Raw genomic sequence first — 22,627 nt, 5'->3', positions numbered from 1 at the left:
CTTTCTCTCTCTCACAGCCCAAGGCTGCCGCAGATGCGGCAGCCTTGGGTCAATTACGGCCTTAAGCATATGTGCCAGCATGCCCGAAAAGAAAAATGCTCGGCATATGCGTAGATGTTTACATCCGGAAGCGAAAGCAAATTCGTGATCCGTGCATTACGTGCTGGAAATGAAAGCTAAGAAAACACCGATTCGAAGCAAGGCTATGAAGAAGAGATCAATAAAATCGGCTGGAGAAGAATATTCCAAAGGAGTCTAGTATAAAATAAGCCGTTCGCTGAAAACAGCGAACCGGCTTATTTTATATCCTATTCGTCGACAAGCCGGCGGCCAGGCTGCAAATTTCCCGAATGGCCGTCTCTTTCGTCGTCTCCCAGTTATGCATAGGCATCGAGCAGCTGATCGCAGCGACAATTTCTCCACGGCTGCGGATCGGCGCGGAAACACAGCAGAAGCCCATGACACCCTCTTGATGATCCAGCGCGTAGCCGTCGCGGCGCACCTGCTCCAGCTCGCGGATAAAAGCCTCCCGGCTGTCGATCGTATGCATCGTTCGTTTGGGGAGCTTCTCCTCCGGCAGCAGAAGCCGGATTTGTTCCTCGTCCATTTCCGACATGAGCGACTTGCCGAGCCCTGTGGAATGCGCCGGGAAGCGGACTCCCGGCCCCGACACCATCTGCACGGGCGTCGGCGCTTCAATCTTGGCCAAATATAATACTTCGCTCCCGTCCAAGCGGGCCAGCTGAATCGATTCATGAAGCTTGCGCATGACCGGTTCGCCCAGACGCCGGAATTCCTCTATAAGGTCAAACTGGCGGAAATAAGCGCTGCCATAATCGCCTACCGTTCTGCCGACAGCATAGGTTTCATTGCGGTCACGGTTAACCCACTGCAAGCGCTCCATGGTCTGAAGCAGGGAATACAGCGTGCTCTTGCTGATGCCGAGCTCCTTCGACAAATCGGATAATTTCCATTTATAAGGCTCTTCGGACAACAGGCTTAACACGGCATGCGCGCGGTCCAGAGCGGGTACGGAGTATTTCGTATCCAATGGTATCACGTCCTATGAATAGTGAACCTTCGACTTCTAAAAACAGGTTCCTTTGATCGTAACACGGCTTGTTGTAGCGGTCAATGCCGCTTCGCACAACGTCCGCCCGAAATATACGGAACACGGCTTTGCCAAGTCAATAAGTCACTATTCGACGCCTTTTCTGACCGATGGGATCAGCTCCCGGGCTTCACCAGGTTGATTTCCCCGTCGATCATTCCCTCCTTCACCGCTTGAAGTCTGGCGAATGTCGCTTCATCGTAATGCCCGAGCGAGATGCCGTCGACGCCATAGCCGCTCAGCAGCCTGACGCTCGTGCGGAGCACCTCTTCATTCGACTGGCCCTGGTCGGTAGGTCTGACGTCGACGGCGGCGATCAAGTCTTTCTCGTAGCCGACTCCCCGGCGGATCTTCATCAGCTTCTGCCTTTTGGCGACCAGCTGGGAAACATCCCCAAGCCGTTCCGCATAATCGGATTCCCGGACGGAATCGATGTAATCCTTGATCGCGGAGAAGCTTAAGCCCGCCAGCTCAGGATATTTCAGATACGTATTGTACCGGAACTCCACCTTCGGATTGGCGGCCTTGATCCGTGTATAGATGTCTTTGAACAACGAAGTAATGCTCTTCTGCCTGAACTCCAGCCACTGGTACAGGGACGGATTTTCCAGCAAAAAGCCCGCAGCCGTCAAGTTCCCGGCGTCCAGCAGCTTTTTCTCCATCAGATCGTGCAGCTCGGACTGCTTCACTACATCGTACAGTCTGGACAGATCCTGCTTGATCCGGTCCCAATCATAGCCCATCTCTACCGCCTTCGCTTTACAGCTGTCGCAGAAGCAGCCGCCTTCGAGCGAGCCCAGCAGCAGCTCCAATTCACGGTCCGTGCTGGCTCCGTCATTCGGAACCTTCGTTCTGGCGCCCTCATGAAACAGAATCAGACAGCTTTGGATGAAATCGATATCGTGATTTTTCGCCGTATCGTAGAACAAGGCCAGAATATACTCGCGGACATGGTCGTTGTTCGGGCACAGCAGCTTGCCGATGTTGCCCACAATCTCGCCTTTGACATTGCGCTGCATCGTGTAAGGAAATTCCGACATCGCTACTTTGGCATCAAAGATCGTATGCGAAATTTCGCAGCCCGCCTTCAATCCGTGCTTTCTGGCGCTTTCAATCAGCACATCGAGCCAGTCGGTTCCCTTCAGCCATTCCACGGAGCTGTAAATAGGCTTCAGCGGCGTATGGCTGAAGTTGCTCTCATCCATCCGGTAATACACCCGGCTGTCTTCCGGCAAGTAAAACTTCCGTTTCGGGTTATGAGGATAGTACAGGCCCCGCAGCGGTCTTTTCTCCTTGTGCATAATGCCGACGAGATAGACGCTGTTGACCCCGACCTGCTCGATCAAGTTCCGGATGCACGTCTCCACCCCTTCATCATGCAAATCCCACGGGTAAAGACTGGCCGCAATTTCCTTAATATCCATATCAAAATCCTCCTTTTGGCTTCGTAATACGGCAAATGCGGCAGCTGCTGCACGGACTGGCCCTTCTGTCCCCTGCCCCCTGCCATCCCATTGTACATAGACAGACTGTAGGGGTGTAAACTTAGCCTTTCACCGATCCGATCATCACGCCTTTGGCAAAATGCTTTTGCAAGAACGGGTACACGAATAAGATCGGCAGCACGGCCAGCATGATCGATGCGGAACGAACCGTTTCCGAAGGAGGCGAGGAGTCGCCGATCGAGGCCTCCATGCCGGCGGTTTTGGCGCTGTTGTCAAGCACCAGCGACTTCACCAGCACCTGCAGCGTCCATTTCTTCGAGTCCGTCAGAAACATGACGGCGTTGAAATACGTGTTCCAGTGCGATACGGCAAAAAACAGCAGGAACGCCGCAATCGCCGGCTTCGAAAGCGGCAGGATGATCCGGATGAACACGCCGATATCGGTGCATCCGTCCATTTTGGCGGATTCAATCACCTCCTGCGGAAGCGAATCCATGAAGCTCTTCACCACGATGAGACTCCACGCATTCGTCAGGGCAGGCAGAATGAGCGCCCAATACGAGTTCATCAGCCCCAGCTGTTTAATCAACAGAAAGTTCGGAATAATGCCTGCGCTGAATACAAGCGAAAAGACGACCAAGCCGTAAATCCACCTCCGGTGGGGAAGCCGCTTTTCTGTCAGGCCGTAAGCCATCGTAAAGGTAAAAACGAGGTTCAGCACCGTTCCGAAGAACGTAATGAACGCCGTACTTTTTAACGCGTTGACGAAGCTGTTCGAGGATAAAATATAAGCGTAGGCATCCAGCGACCATTTCTGCGGAAACCATTGGAACGAATAAGGCACATACACGGATCGGTGCGTTAAGGACACGCCGAGCACGTACAGAAAAGGAAAGATACATGCTGCCGAAATGAGCGCAAGCAGGAAGTAGTTGACGTAATCAAACAAGGTTAGCTTTTTTTGATGTACAAAGCTCATGCTGCCATCCCTCCTAATAGATACCTTCATGCCCCATTTTTTTGACGATATAGTTCGAGGCCATGACAAGCGCCAGCCCGACGAAGCCTTTGAAGAAGCCTACCGTCACGCCGATGCTGTACATTCCCCGCAAAATGCCGTTGTTGTATACATACGTATCGAACACGTCGGCCACTTCCCGCACCAGCGGATTCATCATCAGCAGCACCTGCTCGAAATTGACGTCCGTCATATGGCCGAGACGCAGGATCAACAGGACGACAATCGTCGGCCGGATCGCCGGCAGGGTCACGTGCCAAATTTGCCGGAACCGGCTCGCTCCGTCGACAACCGCCGCCTCATAACGCTCCGGATTGACGCCCGCAATGGCGGCGAGAAAAATAATCGTTCCCCAGCCGGCATCCTTCCATATGCCCTGCAGCGTCAGCATCCCCCAGAACAGCCGGCTGTCATTCAAGAAGGAATAGGGCTCCAGCCCGACAAGCCTCACCACTTTGTTGACCATGCCGATATCGACGGACAGCATAAAGAAAGTTAGGCTGGCAATGACAACCCATGACAAGAAATGGGGCATATACACCAAGGACTGGTTGATGCGCTTGAACAGTTCGTGCCTCACTTCATTCAGCATCACGGCCAGCAGAATCGGCAGCGGGAAGAAAAAGACGAGGCCGAAAATGTTAATCAGCAGCGTGTTGCGCAGCATACTGTAAAAATGCTCGTCGGCAAACATTTCCTTGAAATATTTAAGTCCTACCCACTCGCTCTGCCCAAAGCCGGCAATCGGGTTATAATCCTTAAAGGCGATCAGCAGCCCCCACATGGGCACCAGCTTGAATACGACAAAGAAAAGAAATCCCGGCAGAACAAGCAGGTACATATACCGGTACTTCACATATTCGGACCAGCGCCTGCGAAGCAGTCCGCCGAATACAGTAGAAGAAGCTTTTTTTACGGCAAGCTCATTTGATTTCATCGGCAAGCTCCTTTCAATCCGAGGAAAGGATAGGGACCGGCGGATGCGTCAGTTCGCTATGCCGCCGGCCGTTTGTTACAGATACATTATCCTCCGAAATACTCTTTATAGCTTTGAGCCAGCTCCACGAACGCTTTTTTCAATGCAGCGTTGCTGCGGAGGCCTTCGATATATTTCTTGTACTGATCCATCGTAATTTTGCCCATAATCGCTTCTGTTCTTTTCGTTTCGAATTCGTCGGCATATTTCGGCCATTCCGCCGCCCAGGTCGCCGAGCGGATAATTTTGAACGGATCGACCGTTAGAGTATCGTAAACGACTTTGACCTTTTCGCGGTTTGCCAAATCGACTTCAACCGGCGCCAGCGGGCTATCCACTTTATCCCACTCATTGCGCTTGATCGAGAACGGATCGTTCGTAAAGCTTTGAATTTCCTTCAGGCCGACGCTGGTCATTACATACTTGCCCTTCTCCACCGTATGATGCGTCCCTTCGTAGCCGTAGAAAAGCGCTTTGGAATTTTCTTCGCTGGCCGCTTGATTAAACACATCCAGTATTTTCCTCACCTTATCCTCAGGCACCTTTTTCGGGATAAACAAACCGCCGGTAAAGCCCGGCTCGAGATACGAGGCATTGCCTCCCGGTCATTTAATGAAAGGAACGATCTCCACCTGCGCATTCGGCTTGACCTTCTTGTTCTCCTGCTCCATCCGGTACTGATGCCAGAAGTTTTTCGTATGGAATACCGTCTTACCGGCGGCAAAGAAATTGTCCGGCTCCGCTCCCTTGACCGCAGAAAATTCCGGCGACATCAAGCCGTCCTGATACAGCTTTCTATACCATTCGATCATATCGGTATACGCGTCCGACAGGACGTTGCGGTACATACCGCCCTCCGCATTATACTGCGGCTTAAACGTGCCGAAAGCGGACTGCATATTTTCCATAAACAGCATTCCTATCATCTTCGGATCCTTCGCTTTGACGGTCTTCAGCGCGTTGTACAGCTCATCGGTCGTCTTGGGAACCGCCAGGCCGGCTTCATCCAGCAAGTCCTTGCGGATTAAATAGCCTGTATTGATCTGCGAACGGGCACGGGGAATGAAGTAATGCTTTCCTTTGTACTTGGAATATTTCCATGCGCCCTCGGGAATATTTTTTTTCAAATTCGGATACTTGCTGAAATCGCCGAGAAACGGGTCCAAATCCCAGAACACGCCCTTCTCCACCGCATTCAGCGTGTTAATGTCGTCAGGATTTTGCGCGGACACGACATCCGGCAGCTCGCCTGAAGCCAGCGCCAGGTTCAGCTTTGTCTGGAACTCCGGATCGGGAATCCACTGAACGTCCATTTCGAGATGGTTTTCCTTTTGAAAGCGCGTCCAAAATTGGTTTTTCATATCCGGCACTTCGGCAAATGTCGATACCATCGTGCTGTAGCGAAATACTTGATCCTCCGATGTGCCCGATTTGCCGTCCCCTTGCCCCGATTCCGGCGCAGCCGTTTCGGATGAGCTGCAGGCAGGCAGTACCGCCAAGGTCATGGCAAGCGCCAGAAAAGCAGTCGATTTCTTGAACATGTCAACCCTCTCCCCTTCTTATATCTTCAAGTTCAACAAGATAACGGGATCACGTCCAGCATGGCCGACCTTTCATTGAGCCGGTCTACCAGCTGACTCGTCAGTTCAATTTCGCCTTCGCTCAAGATGCGGACCCGGCTCTCGGAGGAACGCCGGCCAGGTACGATCAAACCCGGCGCACGGGCCTCCATCCGGTCGATCAGCTCGCCCGTTCGGTCCGCAAGCCTCTGTGCACCTACCAGGCCGTCCGCTTTGATACAGATAGCCGTATGCGATGGAACGCCCACCGCGCCGGTGCCTGCTTGCGGCTCGTCGATCAGCTCGCCCTCGGATAACAGTCCGGTCAGAATCTCGCCCAACAGGGTCAAGCCGAAGCCCTTGTGCCCCCCGATGGGCAGACGCGTGCCTCCCTTCGGGATCGACATAGCGGACGGATCATCGGTCGGATGCCCATCGGCATCGAGTCCCCAGTGGGACGGCACCTTTTCGCCCGCCTGCGCCTTCTCGGCCAGCACGCCGTTCGAGGCATACGCCAGACAGGCGTCGAACATGAGCGGAAATCCTTTGCTTGTGGGAACCGCATAGCCCATCGGGCTGGTCCGATCACCTTCTCCTTCCGTCCGGGCGCTCCCATGGTCGGAGCGCCACGTGTGATGATGTAACCGATGTAACCGTCCTGCGCCGCCGCCTCCACATAAGGGGACGAGGCCAGAATGTGATTCGTGTTTCGAATCGCGCATAAACCGATGCCATGCTCATCGGCAAGCTTCTCGGCCCGCCGCATAATGAACATGCCGCACAGCTCGCCAAGCCCGTTGTCTCCATCGTAGCTTTCCAGGGCGGCATATTTATGCAGCCTCGAAATCGACGGCGTCGCGTTGATTTTGCCCTTCAGCAGCTGGTCGATTCTTCCGGGCAGCTCATAGATGTCGTGATGTCCCACACCCCGGTACGTCGCCCTCATAAACACATCCGCCACAGTTCCCGCATGTTCGTCCGACAAGCCGGCCGCCTTCAGCAGCTGATAAGACAACCGCTCCAGCTCTGACAATGGAATACGAACCAAGCGCATCCCCGCCCTTTCCTTTTATTGGTACCGCTCTGCGTATGGTCCTGCCGATCCATTTCCCGTTAAGCACATGCCGGCTTCGCCCCGGCTGCAGCGTCCTGCGGCCCGTCATAGCCGGTACCAGGCTCTGGCATTGTCGGAAAAAATACGTTTGCGAAGATCGTCCGGAAGCCGGGGAAAGGCAAACTGCGGCGAATCGAAATCCCAGTGCGGGTAATCGCTGGAAAACATCAAGAGATTTCTCGCGTCCATCATCTCCAGCGTCTGCAGCAGATGGCTGTCCTGCTCCGGACGCTCCAACGGCTGGGAGGTAATGCGCACGTGATCGCGGAGATAATCGCTCGGCCGTTTCTTGAGCCAGGGCACCTCATAGCGGAGCGCCTTGTATTCCGCATCCAGCCTCCACATCAGCGCGGGCAGCCAAGCTACGCCGCCTTCGACCAGGACGACCCGGAAGTCCGGAAACCGCTCGAACACCCCTTCGGTAATAAAGCTGACCAGATGCGCCTGAAACCCGAGTGAAAGGCAAGTATGCCACTCGATATAGTGGGTCGGATAGCCCGGCGTCGGCTGAATATTAATGCCCATCCCGTCGGTGCCGGGATGAATCGCGAACGGCAGCCCGTGACGGGCACAGGCCTCGTAGATCGGATAATATTGGCGCTGGCCGAACGGAGCTCTCGCTCCGGAATCGGTCATCACCTGAACGAAATGCGGATGGCCGGCCCATTTGTCGATTTCGGCGGCCGCTGCCGCAGGGTCTTGGTGCGCTATCGTGATCGATCCTTTGAACACGCCGTCAGGGTTGTACTTGCCGAGCCAAGTGTCGGCAAGCCATTCGTTATACGCAGCGGCAATCGCCGTCGCGAAGTCGGGGTCCGGGTGCAGATTGCAGAAGGCCCGGGGCAGTAAAATGCAGTGATCGATCCCGTAGCGGTTCACATGCTGCTCCCGCAGAAAAGCCGGGTCGGATCCGCCGGGCCCGCCGCCGGGCGGCCTGGAGTCCAGCCGTTCCCCGTGCACGGGATTGCTGTAGTGGCCCCGGCCCCCGCCGCTGAAGCGGTCGCGCCAGGGCTGGTTCAAATAAGCCCGAATGACTTCCTTATTCGCTGGGTATGGATGCACATCGCAATCGATAATGCCATATGAACGCTTGCCTTGTCGGTTCACCTGCTCCATGATTGTTCGGCTCCTCTTACCGGTTTATAGTCACAACCACCCTTTCCTCTTCCACATGGACAGGAAAGGTTTCCAGCCTCGGCTCTTCCTCCGGGGCTGCCGCCGTCTCCGTCTCCGCCTCCACCCCCACTTCGTAGGTCTTCACCCGGCACTTGTTCGGATCGAACAGCGACTGTCCGTTCGTCAGATCGAATTCCCAGCCGTGCCACGGACAGCGGACGATCTCCCCTTCCCTGCCGTACAGAAATTCTCCGGGCTTGGACGGAAGCGTCGTTCCCGTCACCTTGCCGAGACACAGCGGCGCCAATTGATGCGGACAGCTGTTCTTGACCGCGTAGTAGGTCCCCTCAATATTAAACACGCCGACCGATATGCCCTCGAGGTTGACAATTTTCCGCTGACCTGCCGGAATATCGCTTCGATTGCCTACAATATGCTTGCCCATTCGCGCCGTACCTCCTTACGGGTTTTGCTTAGATTAGCCTCAAGCCAAGCCGTAAAACTCCTGTGCATTCTCAAAAAAGATCCGGTTGTACAGCGGCTCCGGCAGCTTCGGAAACGCCAGCTTCGGATTGTCAAAGTCCCAGTGCGGGTAATCGCTTGAGAACATAAGCAGGTGTTCCGCGTCCATCATGCGGAGCATATGCAGCAGATCCTCGTCCTTCTCCGGGCGCTCCAGCGGCTGCGAGGTCAGGCGGACATGGTCCCGCAAATATTCGCTCGGCCGCTTCTTCACCCATGGAATTTCATGGCGCAGCGCCTTGTATTCCATATCAAGCCGCCACATGAGCGGCACCAGCCAAGTCGAGCTGCCCTCTACCAGCACGATGCGCAGGCTCGGGTACCGTTCGAAGGTACCCTCCGTCAGCAGGCTGACGAGGTGGGCCATGAAGCTGAGCGACATGCAGGTGTGCCACTCGATGTAGTGGCTCGGGTTGCCGGGAGACGGGAGAATATTGATCCCGATCCCGTCAAGTCCCGGATGAATCGCAAGCGGCAGGTTGTGGCGGCAGCACGCCTCGAAGATAGGGTGGAAGTTGCGGTGCCCCATCAGGAACCGGGCGCCGGAGTCCGTCGTCACCTGCACAATATGCGGGTGCCCGGCCCAGCGGTCGATTTCCTTGGCTGCAGCCTGCGGGTCGCTGTGATTGATGACGATGGAGGATTTGAACAAGCCGTCGGGGTTATCCGGCCCGATCCAGGTGTCCGCAATCCATTCGTTGTAGGCGGAGGCTATCGCATTCCCGTAATCCAGATCGGGAAACTGGCAGCTGTTCTCACGCGGAATCAGAATGGCGTGCTTAATGTTGTTCGGCTCGATCAGCTGCTTGCGCACGAACTGCGGATCGGAGCCGGCAGGGCCGCCGTCCGGCGGATTCGAGTCAAGCCGCATGCCATGGGACGGGTTCCCATAGAACAGCCCTCTGCCTCCGCCCCGGAACCGGCCCCGCCAATATTTCGGCAAATACGGCCTGATCTGATCCAGGCTCTTCGGTATCGGATGCACATCACAATCGATAATTCCCGGTTTCGTTTGACGGCTCACTCCGCAGACCTCCTCAGCGTTTCACCTGATCCTTGGCATGCTGCTCCAGCCAAGTGCGAAGCGGCACGTCTTCTACCGTAGGCGTATAATATCCGTTGCAGTTCGTTCCCGCGCTCAACAGCTGTTTGCGGATCGGCGCGTTGTCGTCCCACAAATCCTGGACGGTCATATCGTCCTTGGTCCGAATCCAGCGGTAGCCGTAGCCGTAGAACAGCACCTTGCGGGTAATATCGGACCAGTTCGGGCTTGCCGTATGCCACAGCCGCCGGTCGAAGAACACGGCCGTTCCGGGCTTCACGCAGATCGGAACCGCACCTTCCGGCTGTCCGACGCCCCCCTCGGGCTTGGCAAGATGGTTGTTGAGATGGCTGTTCGGCACAATCCAGAAGTTGCCCCGGCCCGCTTCGCTCAAGTCCGATAAGAAGTAAGCTACCTTCAAAGACATTCTTGGCCGCGGATCCGTCTCCATATCTATGTTCATCCGTCCGCTGTCCTGATGCCAGCCGAACGTTTTATCGCTCTTCTCCTGACCGCTGGGAGGCGTTACGATCATATGCGCATGGTAGAGATAAATGTTCCAGCCGAGAATCCCCCACACCTTAGGAAGCACCTTCTCGTAATCCACGAGATCAAGAAACAGCTTGTGGTCCGGAATAAAATTAGGATAAAACAGCGCTTTAGTACTATCGTGTCCCGCCTGAACCTTGGCATTGTAAATGTTATCCACTTCCCGGGTTAACGCCTCCACCTGCTCTGCGCTCAGCGCGTTCTCCAGAACAAGGTACCCCGTTTCGTCAAACGTTCTGCGTTCTTCTTCCGTCAGCGAATACTGCAAGCAGCTTGGATTCATGTGTTCTGCCTCCATTCATTGGTTATAAAATGTTGATTTCCTGCGCCGATCCTCTGGGATCAGCTTCCTGTTTTATCATAATTTGTTTTCGGGAAACGAACCATTAATAATCCCTCTGCATTTGTACTATTCAACGGTTAACGGCGAATTTTTTTTGAAAACGGTTACCCGGACTTGCGATGCAGGAAATCGGTCGGCGAATAACCCGTAATCTTCTTGAACACCCGGTTAAAATAGGCCTGGTCGCAGAACCCGGTCCGCTCCGATATTTCCCTGACCGACATCGACTGCTCCAGCATCAAATCCTTGGCGACCGAGACCCTCACGACATGCAAATATTCGATCGGCGTGAACCCGGTGACCTCCTTAAAAGCACAGGTAATGTAATTGGGCGTTCTGCCGCTGTACGCGGACAAATCCTGAAGCTTCAGCGGGTGCTGGTAATGGGCCGATATATAATTTTCAATGTCCTTAACCATGCGGGTCTTCTTCCCTTTCGTCTCCCTTTGGTCCAGCTCATGGTTGATCACGCTGAGCATTTCCATCAGGATAGAGGAGCAGGAAGCCTCCACATACGGGCCCTTCTGCAGCCAATGATGCAGAAGCAGGGACATGCGCTGCTTGAAATATGCGGTGTTGTCTATCTTCAGCTTATAAGCCCGGTTCTCGGATAAAATAGGGAGCACCTGCTTGTCATCCCCTGCCGGTTCGAACACGACGGCATATCTTTGATGGCTGCCTCCAACGCTTTGGCACACCGAAAGGAGCCGGCCGGAATCATCAGCACATCCCCCTTCTGAAGCGGATAATCCTCATTGTCCACCCGATACACCAGCTTCCCGCTCGTAATAAAAATCAGCAGGAAGCTCGTTGTTTGGACCGCCTCAAAGTCCATCTGCTGCTCAAATCCTTTACATAACAGGATGTAATGTTTAACATAAAACAGCCGACTCCCTTCGTTGTCATTTCGGTTATACAGCCTACTGAAACAGACTTTTGTAGCTTTCCGCAAATTCACGGAACGCCTGCTGCAGCTCCGGCTTCTCTCTCAGCTTAGCTACGTAGCTCCGGTATTCCTCCATCGTGACGACCCCCATAATAGCCCCGGTCCGCATGGCGATATATTCATCCTGCAGCTTGGGCCATTCCTTCAGCCAAGCTTCCGAGCGGATCACCCGGAACGGATCGACGGCATGCTTCGCTTGATACAGCGTTCTGGCGATTCCCTTCATACGTTCGTTCCATTCCTTGGGCGCCGCCGTGTGAGTGACCTTCTGCCACGGGTCCAGCGCGTTCGGAAATACCTGCATGACCGCATTGCTGATTTCCTTGCGGGCCAATTCCGTCGGCACCCTCTCCCCGTTTACCATGCGGTAATGGATGCCTTGGAATCCGTGCAGCAGCTGATCGGTTACCTCCGGCACGACCGCGTCGTTATACATACGGAGAATTCGCAGCGCTTTCTCCGCCGGCACCTTCCTGGAGATGACGAATCCGCCGGTATAGCCGACGCCGAATTCGCCGGTATGCCCGTTCGGGCCGTTTAAATACGTAATTACACCGGCCTGGAAATCCGGGTTGATTCTCTTCAAATCCTGATCGTACGTATAGCTGTGATACATATTTTTCTGAAACGTCAACGCTTTATCCGACCGGAACATGTACTCCTTGTCGCTTCCCTTCAGGACGGCGAACTCCTCGGACATCAAGCCCATGGCGTACACCTTGCGGTACCAGGCGACAAAATCCGTGTAGGCCTCTGTAAAATATTTGTATAGAAGCCCTCCCGATTTACGGTCATAGACCGGTTCAAAGCCGCCAAAGGCCCCGAAGAACGATTCCTCGAAATGCAGGCCGACATAATGCTTCTGCGGATAGGCCTCGACGATTTGCCTCAAGCCTGCGATGTATTCGTCCAGTGTTCGAGGCTCCGGCAGACACTGGGCCGCAAATAAATCCGGCCTCCAATGAAGCGCGCCGTCCAGCATCGGGCGTACGCGCGGGATCACGTACCGCTTCCCTTCCACGCTGGAATACCTCCAAGCTTCCTCGGGAATATTCGTTTTCAGATTCGGGAAATCGTCCAGGCCGCCTGCCAGCTCGTGCAGATCCCAGAACATGCCCTGCTTGGCCGCCTGGTTGAATACCCCGTCGTCTAATGTGTTGACTACCATCACTTCCGGCAGCTCCCCCGACGAGAGAACCTGGCGCAGCCTCGTCTCATAATCGTCCAGAGGGACGAACTCCGCGTGCAGCTTCACTTGAAACAGCTCCTGCACCTTGGTCCAAAAACGGTTGTTCAGATCGGGCAGCTCTCGCGGCGTATTGGACAGCACATTCAGCGAGAGCAGCTTGCCGGCAGTGCTCAGGATGCCGCCGACCGCTTCCGGCTGATTCTCCCGGATTGCAGGAGCCGTGCCGTCCGGCAGATCGCCGCTGCAGGCCGATCCCGTAAGCAGCACCGCTGCCGAAAGCAGGAGCGCCGCTATTTTGCCGACGGACCTTGATCGGACCATATGCCCCTCCTCCTCTCGCCTCCCCGAAGCCGGGCATCCGGGTTGAGAGGCCGCTGACAAACTCATCGCTTTGCGTACGGAACCTTTTTCCGTTTCGCTGCCGTCCCCGGATTTCTTTGAATTCTCCCGCTGTCAGCAGTCGAACTCCGGAGACAAAGGCGAACCCTTTCGCTTCTGCAGTAAGATTCCATACCCTCCGCTAGTTATTCAGCGGCCGCCTGGGTCGACGGGGTCTATTTTATTGTAAGCGCATTCTTTTTGTTGGAATAGTGTCTCGTTTCGGACGATTTGGTTATGGATTCGGAACTTCGTCGTCCTTTTCTTCTCTGTGGCTTAGTGCAGGAATATGCAGACTTACCAAGGTGCCCACATTGAGTTGGCTCTGTATTTCAATGCCGTACTGCTCTCCGAAAGCCAGCCGGATACGTTTATGAATGTTCAGCAGGCCCATTCCCCTTGCCCCCGGTGCCTGTGAATCAATCCCGGCATTCGTCAAATAATGCTGAAGGGCGAGGATTTCTTCCTCGTTAATCCCCTTGCCGTCATCCCATATTTCAAAGCGTACCCAGTTATCCGCGGTTTTGTACCCTTTGATGCGAATATTTCCTTTCCCGCCCTTCCGTTCCAGCCCATGGTAGATTGCATTCTCCACAATAGGCTGCAGAATCATCTTGGGCATTTTCATCCCGAGCACGCTCTCTTCAATCTGCAAGTCCGCCTGGAACTTGTCCATGAAACGGATTGACATGATACGCAGATAGTCTTGAATGCAATCGACCTCGCTGCGGACCCATACCCAGCTCTCTTCTTTAATGCTGTACCTGAAAATTTTGGCCATGGAGGTGGATATTTCTACAATCTCCATCACCCGGCTGGCGAGAGCGATGGACCGGATGCATTCGAGTGTATTATAGAGAAAATGGGGGTTAATCTGGCTTTGAAGCGAGGACAGCTCCGCCTGCTTTTTGGCAAGCTCCATTTGGTAAAGGGAGGTGTTGGCCTGTATAAATTTCTCGTTCGTCTCATCGATTTTGTTCAGCATCCGGTTAATTTCAGACGCCAGTATGCCCATTTCATTCTGAGCGGATAGCTGAAGCCTCTGCCTGCCTCCGTAATCTCCGATGTAATGGACGAAACGGATAATGTGTCCGAAGGGCACCATGACGCTCCGGATAAAAAACAGCCCCATCACCAGAATAACCAGCGTCATCACAGCGCCGATCATCAAGCCGAAATTGCGGATGGAACGGAGGTCGTCCGTCATTTCCTTAATCGGAATCAAACTGATAATGCTCCAATGAAGCGGCTCCACTTCCTTCACCTGCACATGGTCGTCCCGGCTTAAATCGCGAAGCGCCTGCACGTCAAAGAACGATCCCTTCGCCATCGTCTCGCTGGCAGTCACGATATGCTGCTCATTATCTACAATCATCAGGCGCGAATTCGGCGTCCCTTTAATATCTCTGACCATGTGGTCGAGCGCATCCGTTTTATAAATGACGATACAGGTGCCGAGCTCAGGCGTGTCGCTTGAATCATTGATCGACGAATAGATTGGGTGGACATAGACATAAGCGGGGTTGGTCATTTCCTGCGAGTGGATTTTACCGTAAAATTGCGCAGCAGGCTTCTGCAGGTTCAGCCGATACTTCTTCACAATGCCGTCCAGAATGGAGTAATCGTCCGGATTGGAGGCGCCTATAATATTCCCTGATTTATCCACCATAAAAATCGATTGAATGTTTTTGTTGGCCGCCTTGATGCCTGCTAAAATTTCGACGACGATCTTGTTCAGCTTCAACCGGTAGATCGGATCGCGGGAGCCCAAATAATCATGCGTAATCGTGTTGTAAGAGGAAGCCAGCGCAGCGTCCTTGATATCCTGAGTGAAGGATTGGAGCCGCTCCTCCACCTGCTTCATCAGATTGGAGGTATGAATGCTCTCCTTGTCCTCCGTCAGCCCGTAAAAATTCATATAATAATAAATTTGCAGCAAAAAAATCATTAATGTGGAAATACCGATCAAAAGCAGCAGCTTCTGTTTTAAGGTCATTTCGTTCCCTATCCGCACCTCGCTCGCCTGCCTTGCCGTTTAATTTAGGGCCTTGCTTTTCCGGTAGTTCGAGGGCGTCAGCCCGTACCACTTTTTAAAAACCTTATTAAAATAGGTATAGTCCTTGTACCCTACCTTCTGGCATATTTCGACTATCGTAAGACTTCTTTCCCGAAGCAGCAGCTCCGCTTTCTTCATGCGCAGCCGGGTCATATAGTCCGTGAAGGTAGACTTCGTCACTTTCTGGAACAAGTCGCAGCAGTACGTATAGTTGATATAAAACTGATGAGAAAGCTCCTTCAGATGCAGCTCCTCCATGTAGTGCTGGTTTACATAGTCCAGCAGCTTGCTGAAATTTTCGTTAATCAAAAGGTTCATTTCATGATCCTGCGGCTTGGCCTCCGGCAGCGCCTGCCGTTTCAAATAGCTGCACATTTGCCCAAAATCGGCAAACCGCTCCGTCAGCTCCCCCGGATCCATGAACTGCAGCTCCTGGCGCAGTCCCCCTTCGCCGAGCGGGTTATGCAGAGTAGACACCATCTGATTCCAGAAGTAGACCACGTCCTTGATTCCGGCCTGTTCCCTTCGAAATAGTTCGTGAAGCGATTCGAACCGGGGAGCAAGGAGAGCGCCGGACGATTGGCGCAGATCCGAGCAAAGCTCGTGCACCATCTTTCTCAGTACGGGCAAGCTCTCCTTCCGGTACAAAAAGACGCCGCCTTCCGGAAACAGGAATGACGATTGCAGTGCCTGGCGCGCTTCCTCCACCCGCTCCGCCATCTCCTCGACACGGGCGGAGCGGCTGCTGATTCCGATGAATATGCCTGTCTGCGCCCCGGCTTCCTGCAGCTTGGCCGACAGCATCGGATACAAGCTCTGCTCGCAGCCCGTGATGATAATCGCTTGGTTCGACTCGGGCCGCAGCGTGAAGCGGCTGGTATGCGCGAGCCACGTCTCCGCAGCTGCCAGCGTGTCCTCCGACGCCGCTTTCATCTGCAGCACCTGGACCTCTCTCCCCTTCCATTCGAAGCCTTGATTCTTCAGCAGCTGCTCCAGCTGCTCCTGCGTACCCTGCAGCAGCACAGCCTGCAGCGCTTTCTGCTTCTGCCGGAAAGATGCCTGAAGGTGTTCGCCCAGCCGTTTCAGGACGGCATCGGCCTCATCAAATTGGAGCGGCTTGAGCAGGTAATCGAAGCAGCCCAGGCGGATCGATTCCTTGGCGTATTGAAAATCCGCTACGCCGCTGATCAGGACGAAGGCAGCATCGATCCCTTCCTCTCTGCTCAAACGCATCAAATCGATCCCGGACAGCTCCGGCATCCGGATATCCGTCAATACGGCGTCCGGCTTCTCCTGCCGGATCAGCTCCCAGGCCCGCTCCGAATCGGTCGTTTCCGCGACCACCTCGAAGCCGTAATCATGCCAGGCAAACGTGCTGCGGATTCCTTTGAGTACCCAAGGCTCATCATCTACAATAACAACGCGGTACATAGGCGCCTCCCTTCCATGACGTGTGAAAAGCTTGGCTAATGACCATTTATTCTAAATATTTTGGAGTAAACCCGTGCGTTAGCGGGGGGAGGGGATGGATAGGGGGCTGCAGCCGTTGTTGAAGCCGTGTTCCATAAGATGAGATTTGATGGCGGGAACACAGCTTCAAAGACGGCACGTAAACTTTACGCCCCCTATCCATCGCCTCTTTTGTCAACATGGGCCTTTCTTCCACTTGTTTACGCTGCGCTCGATCATTTCTTCCGCTTGTTCCTTGCGGTGGAAAGAGAGGCAGCTCTACATGGTTGATCTGACTCCGGTGCGGAGCCTTCTTCGCGCTGAATGTCTCCTATCCCGATGGATATTCTTGTAATTTTGTGAAATCATTCACCGTCGAAGCGTTATATTGTGTCTATTATAAGCCAGAAGAGGCGAGAAATTGTTCGAAGGAGGCTGTCGGATGGAGGGGGATTGCGTCGAAAAGCTGTAACGCGTGCGGAAGGTACCCGCGACAACGAAAGCAGAGGCGGAAATGGGGATAGCAGGAAAGCCCTTAAGATTTTCATGGTTGTATAAATGGGTTGTCGGCTGCCAATAACTTGATCCCATTGCCGTCAATCGATCATCCCCGATCCGCGCCTTCCAATTATAAGAGAAAATCCTCGGGTTGCTTAAGGACCGAGGATTTTTACAACTGCCAATATTTAATTGATGCATCTATTACTTAACTCAATTTAAGCAAACGTGCGCCATGGGATGGTACCTCTAACGTAAAAGATTGATCAATTCTGCCTATATCTTCGCGACTCCATAGGTCACGTGCTTGGCAAGGGGAAGCTATAGCTAGTTCGCTTAAAGTAAGCTCCACCTTATCCTCGACTTCTCCAATATTGAATACGGCAGCATATTTGCATCCTTCCCCTTCGGCCGTCCAAACGATGCGTTCCCCGGACCGAAGCAGCGGTTTGTTCGCATAGGAATGATTCAGCACCTGAAGCACCTCGGGATTGGTCAGTAGAGATAAAGTCCATTCATCGTTATCCCTAAGCTCTCCCCCAAACATAAGCGGCGAACGGAATATGCACCATAGAGTCATCATAGTCACTTGTTCTTCCTTGGTGAACCGTGTCCATCGGTCTGATCCGCCACCGTCAACCGATCGGATCCCGATATGACCCAATGGAAGCATATCGCAGTCCGGTCATCCACCTTGACGAAATCGACTCCCCATTCGGCGTATAACTGGAATAAAGAATTGTAGAAGGCTTGTGCACCTTCCTTAGACGCATTCACGCCGTACATATCCGTGTTCCAAGGGCAGATCGAATTGATATGAGCAATCCCCCTTGCCGTAGTCTCAGTACCGAGAATGGCACCATCGGCATGGACAGCTTGGCGTGGAATGCCTCTCATGATGTGGATGCCGAATTTAAGACCTAGGCTGTGCACATAGTCGGCCAACGGTTTAAATCCAAGCCCGTTCCCGGCAGACGGGAAGCGGTTAACTGCGGGAGTTAACCGGAATACGCATCCATTTCTAACGGCACGAAAGGTCTGTACTGTGATGAATTGGCTCCGGACTCGTACCATTGGATATCCACCACGAGATATTCCCAGCCAAACGGCTTTAAATGCACCGCCATATACTCTGCATTTGCGCGTATCTCCTCTTCCGTAACGCTCGCACCGTAACAATCCCAGCTGTTCCAGCCCATCGGCGGTGTTAAGGCAAGTTTGTTGGACATTGTATGCATTCCCTCCCATGATTCTGAAGTCGGATTACCGAACCATGACGCGCTCCACGGGGCAGCTGCATTTCATCACCAATCGGTTCCCAAGCCTCCAAATCGTAAGATCGAAAGCCGATGTAGTATTGTTCACGGAAACCATCCACAAGCATAATCCATTCCTTTTTCCCGTCTCGCTCTGCCTCATAGAGTGTCGGTCTTTTCCGTCAAAGCCGGTGTAAGCAGACCTGAGATTCCCGCTACCTGCGGGCGGTCGCCTTCCTGTTTTTTGAGCAGACACGAACGAACAGCCTTATAGTCGGTCCCTTTTTCGTTGCTGCCCCGTTCGTCCTTGAAAAGCATCAAATAGCTCTCACCCAGATCTGTAATATTAGCATCAATGACATTATAGCCGGGGTCGAAAAACAGACTGGAATCGGTAAAAGATTTAAAATCTGCTGTCGTCGCTGACCAAATCCGATGATTTCGCGGTCCGGTTCCGACGGTTGAAGACCAGATAATGCGGCAGCGACCGGCAGCCGTGTCATAAAAGATTTCAGGAGCCCATGTGTTCTGGGTTTCAGGTATTTGCTCCATCACCGGAAGCAGCCGCTCATCCTCCCAGTGAATGAGATCTGACGAACGCGCATAACCAATGCTTCGGCTTCGCCAGCCATCCGTCCAGATCAGATGAAACGTGCCTTCCCTATCCTCCCAAATAAAAGGATCACGCAGCCGCTTCGACCCTATATGGGAGGCAAATATCGCGTGCCCGCCGTTCAGCTCGCGCCACTGATAACCGTCCTCGCTTACAGCAAGAAAAAGGCTCTCCTGCTCCTCTTTAAAGTAACTGAATACGTACATACGCTCCATCCTCCTCGACACCCTATCGGGCTTGAAACTTAATTGCTCCCGGTATCCTCTTCAATCTGTCATTTGCAGATTTGAATCCGGAAGGTTTTGATCTCATAGGGTCCGATTTCGAAATCGATAGAGCCGTGTCCATTCCTACTATCATCCGCAAAAGGATTCTCAAGCATATCGGTCTCCTGCCATGCTATATCGGTTAGACCGCTTGTAAGTTTTACCGGCCCTCTCGCTCCGGCATACTCGTGCAAACGAATGATTACCCCCTCGCCATCCTCCGCTGGCTTTACCACATCAATAACCACATTACGCGCACTAACGCTGAAAAGTGAAAAGGCTTGCTCCGCCGATTGGCCTTGCAGCGTAAGTAAAGGGCTGTTCAAATGCCAAGCTTCCTGCACCGATCCGCCGGCATACCAATCCCCCTCATGAGGGTAAAGCGAGTAGCTGAATACATGCTCCCCTTGATCTGCCGTAGGATCAGGCACCAGGGCGGATTTAATCAGAGTCAGCCGCATCTTGTGATCCTTAATATCGTAACCGTATTTGCAGTCATTCAACAAGCTGACTCCATAGCCTCTCTCGGAAAGATCGGCCCACTGGTGACCAACAGTTTCGAATCTCGCGTAATCCCAGCTTGTATTCCAATGGGTAGGCCGTTTTACATTCCCGAATTGAATATCATAGGTGGCTTCAGTAGCCCTTATGTTTACAGGAAACGCTACCTTTAACAGTTGACGCTGCTCATTCCAATTTACATGGGTTTTGAAGTCGATTCTCCGGTTGACTGTATAAAGGATCATCTCCTGGGTCAGCTTGGAGTCCATATAGTCCCAGGAAAATTGAACAACAGCACGCAAGGGACCCTTTTCCACGATCCGAATCTGTGTACAACGGTCGACGATTCTTCTTTTTTCCAAATAATACAGATCGATATCCCATGCCTCATGCCGGCTTTTCGGCTTATCCTCGAACACCTCGAAAACGTTGCCGAATTCGCCTGCCTTAAGCACATCTCTGGCGGCTTGCTTATCATAAATTCTGGTTAAATGGCCTTCATCGTTCCACTGCAGGATATAGAAAGGAGTTTCTATTCCTTGATCATGATGTTTACCCATGAATTGAAATGGAATGGTTTCTTCCGAGCTATGCGGAATATCGGTCTTTTCCTGTCTGATGGCTGCAAAGCCCATAGGCGGCAAGTCATTCACTTGTACAAACCAGCCTTCCTTGGTCCGCTGTGAAGAGCAAATCTCTCCCGTTTCCCGGATCCACCTCCCCGATCCCGGTGCTTGGTCAAAAGGGATGACAACATAATCGTTACGACTCCACGAAGCACTGTTGAACACGGTCCAAACTTGATCCTTTTGCTGCAGAATGATGTTGGAAGCATATTCGATACATTGCTTAGCTATTACCCGAGCTTCCTCGTATTCTACTTTGCTGTCCTCATAAACCTCTTTGATCGAGGAGCCGGGAATAATATCGTGAAACTGGTTTCTCAGGATGATTTTCCAACCTTCGGAAAGCGCCGCAGAGGGCTCTAAATTGCTGTTAAACAGACCTCCCAACACCTGCAGAAATTCAGTGTCCCTGTATAAAAGCTCCAGCTTGCGGTTCATCCGTTTATTATAAGCCTGGCTCGTATAAGTCCCCCGGTGCAGCTCCAGATACAGCTCGCCATCCCAGGTATGCACATACTCATCCGTTTCCCGGATCGTCTGCTCCAGCTCTGCGAAATAGTCGTCTGCCCGGCCCGTGGTAACCTGAGGCGTTCCCGGCAGCTCGAAGAATCTTCGGCGCATTTCCAGCATTTCGCGGTTCACGCCGCCTCCGCCGTCGCCATACCCGTAAGCAAGCAGCAGCTTTTGGTTCACCCCTTTATCCCGGTACCCATTCCAGATGCCCTGCACCGATTCTGCGGAAATACCACCGTTATACGTGTAGAAAAAAGCCCCATTTTCTGATCGGCCCGGGTTCGGTGTTGTAATGAAATGCGTAATGATCTCGGAACCGTCAATACCGCGCCACTTGAAGGTATCGTTGGGCATCCGGTTGTATTGATTCCAGCTGATTTTCGTTGTCATGAACGTGCTGATTCCGCTTTTTCTCAAAATCTGCGGCAGCGACCAGCTGTAACCGAACACGTCGGGCAGCCATAGATATGTACATTTGGCCCCGAATTCCTCCTGCAAAAATCGCGTTCCATACAAAATATGCCGTACTAACGATTCGCCGGATGAGAGATTGCAGTCCGCTTCAAGCCACATCGCGCCTCCGGCTTCCCATTGTCCTTCCGCCACCCTTTGGCGAATTTGCTCATACAGCTCGGGGTAATCCTGCTTCAGATAATCGTACAGCTGCGGCTGGGTTTGGAGGAATACATAATCCGGATACTGCTCCATTAAACGAAGTACGGTAGAAACTGACCGGGCTGCTTTCTCCCGTGTGTGCTGCAGCCTCCACAGCCATGCGACGTCAATATGCGTGTGACCGATACATTGTACGACTATAGCGTGGGTTTTGGGCTCCTTTTGCAGCTGTTTACGAAACTGCTGTATGGCTTCATTGATCGATTCATAGAAAATTTCTGAACCCGGGCGCGACCAGTCCAAGCAGAGAAAGGCGGAATCCAGCATCTTAAGTAACGTATGGTACTCGGGGCGATTTTCATCCAAAATGTGCAGGGTTTGCAAAACAGCTTTTGCCGTAAAATAAAGATCATCCGTCGGCTCATCGAGCCAGCACAGCTCCAAACGCTTAATGTTATACTCTATCGGGGTGGGGGCAGGATTATATCCGTTTAGCCCTGTCCACATGCGAAACCGTAAAGCGACGGACGTGCCCGCCAGCTTTGAATCCAGAAATACCTCCAGATGATTGGCATCCAGACCTTGGTATGGAGTCCCGTTCAGGAACAGCAGCGATTCAAAACCGCTGATTCCCCCTCGTCCGCTTACCCCCATATCAAAGTAACCTAAGATTTTGCGGTCCTTCCATGTCTCAGGAATGTGAACATCGGCGGCCAGCCAGTAGTATTGATCGTACCCCTGCCACCTTTCGCCATGTTGAATCGGATTCCATTCGCCGCTCTCATCCGGATAAAGTCCAATTTGCGTATCGAGCTCTTGCTTGATCCGAAGACCGTTCAGCGGCAACCGCTCCCGATATCGAAACGGTTCCAATTCCTGAAGACGCTTCTCCAGCTTTTCTACGGTAAAAAACATATGCTACCTCC

17 protein-coding genes and 2 pseudogenes are annotated in these 22,627 nt (G+C 53.1%); all 19 read right to left on the bottom strand.

Annotation, left to right across the window (positions count from 1 at the left end):
• Positions 1-301: 301 nt before the first annotated feature.
• The 19 genes and pseudogenes from ACHHV8_RS07590 to ACHHV8_RS07500 all read right to left on the bottom strand — a co-directional run bounded on the left by ACHHV8_RS07590 (position 302) and on the right by ACHHV8_RS07500 (position 22,616).
• Positions 302-1,051, bottom strand: coding sequence for an IclR family transcriptional regulator (locus ACHHV8_RS07590; RefSeq protein WP_395157738.1), 750 nt, complete (start codon positions 1,049-1,051; stop codon positions 302-304).
• A gap of 176 nt (positions 1,052-1,227) precedes the next feature.
• Positions 1,228-2,535: a hypothetical protein gene (locus ACHHV8_RS07585; protein WP_395157737.1), complete on the bottom strand. Its 1,308-nt coding sequence runs from the start codon at positions 2,533-2,535 to the stop codon at positions 1,228-1,230.
• A 121-nt stretch (positions 2,536-2,656) separates the two neighbouring features.
• Positions 2,657-3,535: a carbohydrate ABC transporter permease gene (locus ACHHV8_RS07580; RefSeq protein ID WP_395157736.1), complete on the bottom strand. Its 879-nt coding sequence runs from the start codon at positions 3,533-3,535 to the stop codon at positions 2,657-2,659.
• Positions 3,536-3,548: 13 nt separating this feature from the next.
• Positions 3,549-4,511 (bottom strand): ABC transporter permease, encoded by a 963-nt coding sequence (locus ACHHV8_RS07575; protein ID WP_395157735.1) that lies wholly within the window; start codon positions 4,509-4,511, stop codon positions 3,549-3,551.
• Positions 4,512-4,597: 86 nt separating this feature from the next.
• Positions 4,598-5,077 carry a type 2 periplasmic-binding domain-containing protein gene (locus tag ACHHV8_RS07570; protein WP_395157734.1) on the bottom strand — a complete coding sequence of 160 codons (480 nt, stop codon included), beginning with the start codon at positions 5,075-5,077 and terminating at the stop codon, positions 4,598-4,600.
• 78 nt (positions 5,078-5,155) lie between these two features.
• Positions 5,156-6,091, bottom strand: coding sequence for an extracellular solute-binding protein (locus ACHHV8_RS07565; protein WP_395157733.1), 936 nt, complete (start codon positions 6,089-6,091; stop codon positions 5,156-5,158).
• A gap of 32 nt (positions 6,092-6,123) precedes the next feature.
• Positions 6,124-7,163 (bottom strand): annotated as a pseudogene (locus tag ACHHV8_RS07560) (Ldh family oxidoreductase).
• 105 nt (positions 7,164-7,268) lie between these two features.
• Positions 7,269-8,339: an amidohydrolase family protein gene (locus tag ACHHV8_RS07555; protein WP_395157732.1), complete on the bottom strand. Its 1,071-nt coding sequence runs from the start codon at positions 8,337-8,339 to the stop codon at positions 7,269-7,271.
• A gap of 16 nt (positions 8,340-8,355) precedes the next feature.
• Positions 8,356-8,784: a Rieske (2Fe-2S) protein gene (locus tag ACHHV8_RS07550; protein WP_395157731.1), complete on the bottom strand. Its 429-nt coding sequence runs from the start codon at positions 8,782-8,784 to the stop codon at positions 8,356-8,358.
• Positions 8,785-8,823: 39 nt separating this feature from the next.
• Entirely contained in the window at positions 8,824-9,885 is a 1,062-nt protein-coding gene (locus ACHHV8_RS07545; protein WP_395157730.1) for an amidohydrolase family protein, read from the bottom strand.
• A 13-nt stretch (positions 9,886-9,898) separates the two neighbouring features.
• Positions 9,899-10,735: a phytanoyl-CoA dioxygenase family protein gene (locus tag ACHHV8_RS07540; protein WP_395157729.1), complete on the bottom strand. Its 837-nt coding sequence runs from the start codon at positions 10,733-10,735 to the stop codon at positions 9,899-9,901.
• Between the two features lie 164 nt (positions 10,736-10,899).
• Positions 10,900-11,451 (bottom strand): helix-turn-helix domain-containing protein, encoded by a 552-nt coding sequence (locus ACHHV8_RS07535; RefSeq protein WP_395157728.1) that lies wholly within the window; start codon positions 11,449-11,451, stop codon positions 10,900-10,902.
• Entirely contained in the window at positions 11,382-11,630 is a 249-nt protein-coding gene (locus tag ACHHV8_RS07530) for a cupin domain-containing protein (RefSeq protein WP_395157727.1), read from the bottom strand. Before ACHHV8_RS07530 ends, ACHHV8_RS07535 begins: the two co-directional genes overlap by 70 nt.
• A gap of 85 nt (positions 11,631-11,715) precedes the next feature.
• On the bottom strand, positions 11,716-13,251 hold the full coding sequence (locus ACHHV8_RS07525; protein ID WP_395157726.1) for a type 2 periplasmic-binding domain-containing protein: 1,536 nt from the start codon (positions 13,249-13,251) through the stop codon (positions 11,716-11,718).
• 292 nt (positions 13,252-13,543) lie between these two features.
• A complete protein-coding gene (locus ACHHV8_RS07520) occupies positions 13,544-15,304 on the bottom strand; it encodes a cache domain-containing sensor histidine kinase (protein ID WP_395157725.1) in 1,761 nt (586 codons plus the stop codon).
• A 39-nt stretch (positions 15,305-15,343) separates the two neighbouring features.
• Positions 15,344-16,795 carry a response regulator transcription factor gene (locus ACHHV8_RS07515; RefSeq protein WP_395157724.1) on the bottom strand — a complete coding sequence of 484 codons (1,452 nt, stop codon included), beginning with the start codon at positions 16,793-16,795 and terminating at the stop codon, positions 15,344-15,346.
• A gap of 724 nt (positions 16,796-17,519) precedes the next feature.
• A pseudogene (locus ACHHV8_RS07510) lies at positions 17,520-18,540 on the bottom strand (hypothetical protein).
• A gap of 186 nt (positions 18,541-18,726) precedes the next feature.
• Positions 18,727-19,386, bottom strand: coding sequence for a glycoside hydrolase family 43 protein (locus ACHHV8_RS07505; protein ID WP_395157723.1), 660 nt, complete (start codon positions 19,384-19,386; stop codon positions 18,727-18,729).
• Positions 19,387-19,454: 68 nt separating this feature from the next.
• Positions 19,455-22,616: an alpha-mannosidase gene (locus tag ACHHV8_RS07500; protein WP_395157722.1), complete on the bottom strand. Its 3,162-nt coding sequence runs from the start codon at positions 22,614-22,616 to the stop codon at positions 19,455-19,457.
• Positions 22,617-22,627: the final 11 nt, after the last annotated feature.

The organism is Paenibacillus sp. TAB_01, assembly GCF_043945595.1.
Classification (GTDB): Bacteria; Bacillota; Bacilli; order Paenibacillales; family NBRC-103111; genus Paenibacillus_S.
The sequence above is the reverse complement of the archived record's forward strand: the minus strand, read 5'-3'. Positions and strand labels throughout refer to the sequence as shown.

Bases quoted from the DNA above. Each gene is read 5' to 3' on its own strand.
- ACHHV8_RS07515 (WP_395157724.1), bottom strand. From the start codon at position 16,795: ATGTACCGCGTTGTTATTGTAGATGATGAGCCTTGGGTACTCAAAGGA.
- ACHHV8_RS07505 (WP_395157723.1), bottom strand. From the start codon at position 19,386: ATGTACGTATTCAGTTACTTTAAAGAGGAGCAGGAGAGCCTTTTTCTT.
- ACHHV8_RS07580 (WP_395157736.1), bottom strand. From the start codon at position 3,535: ATGAGCTTTGTACATCAAAAAAAGCTAACCTTGTTTGATTACGTCAAC.
- ACHHV8_RS07530 (WP_395157727.1), bottom strand. From the start codon at position 11,630: ATGGACTTTGAGGCGGTCCAAACAACGAGCTTCCTGCTGATTTTTATT.
- ACHHV8_RS07585 (WP_395157737.1), bottom strand. From the start codon at position 2,535: ATGGATATTAAGGAAATTGCGGCCAGTCTTTACCCGTGGGATTTGCAT.
- ACHHV8_RS07520 (WP_395157725.1), bottom strand. From the start codon at position 15,304: ATGACCTTAAAACAGAAGCTGCTGCTTTTGATCGGTATTTCCACATTA.
- ACHHV8_RS07525 (WP_395157726.1), bottom strand. From the start codon at position 13,251: ATGGTCCGATCAAGGTCCGTCGGCAAAATAGCGGCGCTCCTGCTTTCG.
- ACHHV8_RS07575 (WP_395157735.1), bottom strand. From the start codon at position 4,511: ATGAAATCAAATGAGCTTGCCGTAAAAAAAGCTTCTTCTACTGTATTC.
- ACHHV8_RS07550 (WP_395157731.1), bottom strand. From the start codon at position 8,784: ATGGGCAAGCATATTGTAGGCAATCGAAGCGATATTCCGGCAGGTCAG.
- ACHHV8_RS07555 (WP_395157732.1), bottom strand. From the start codon at position 8,339: ATGGAGCAGGTGAACCGACAAGGCAAGCGTTCATATGGCATTATCGAT.
- ACHHV8_RS07500 (WP_395157722.1), bottom strand. From the start codon at position 22,616: ATGTTTTTTACCGTAGAAAAGCTGGAGAAGCGTCTTCAGGAATTGGAA.
- ACHHV8_RS07565 (WP_395157733.1), bottom strand. From the start codon at position 6,091: ATGTTCAAGAAATCGACTGCTTTTCTGGCGCTTGCCATGACCTTGGCG.
- ACHHV8_RS07540 (WP_395157729.1), bottom strand. From the start codon at position 10,735: ATGAATCCAAGCTGCTTGCAGTATTCGCTGACGGAAGAAGAACGCAGA.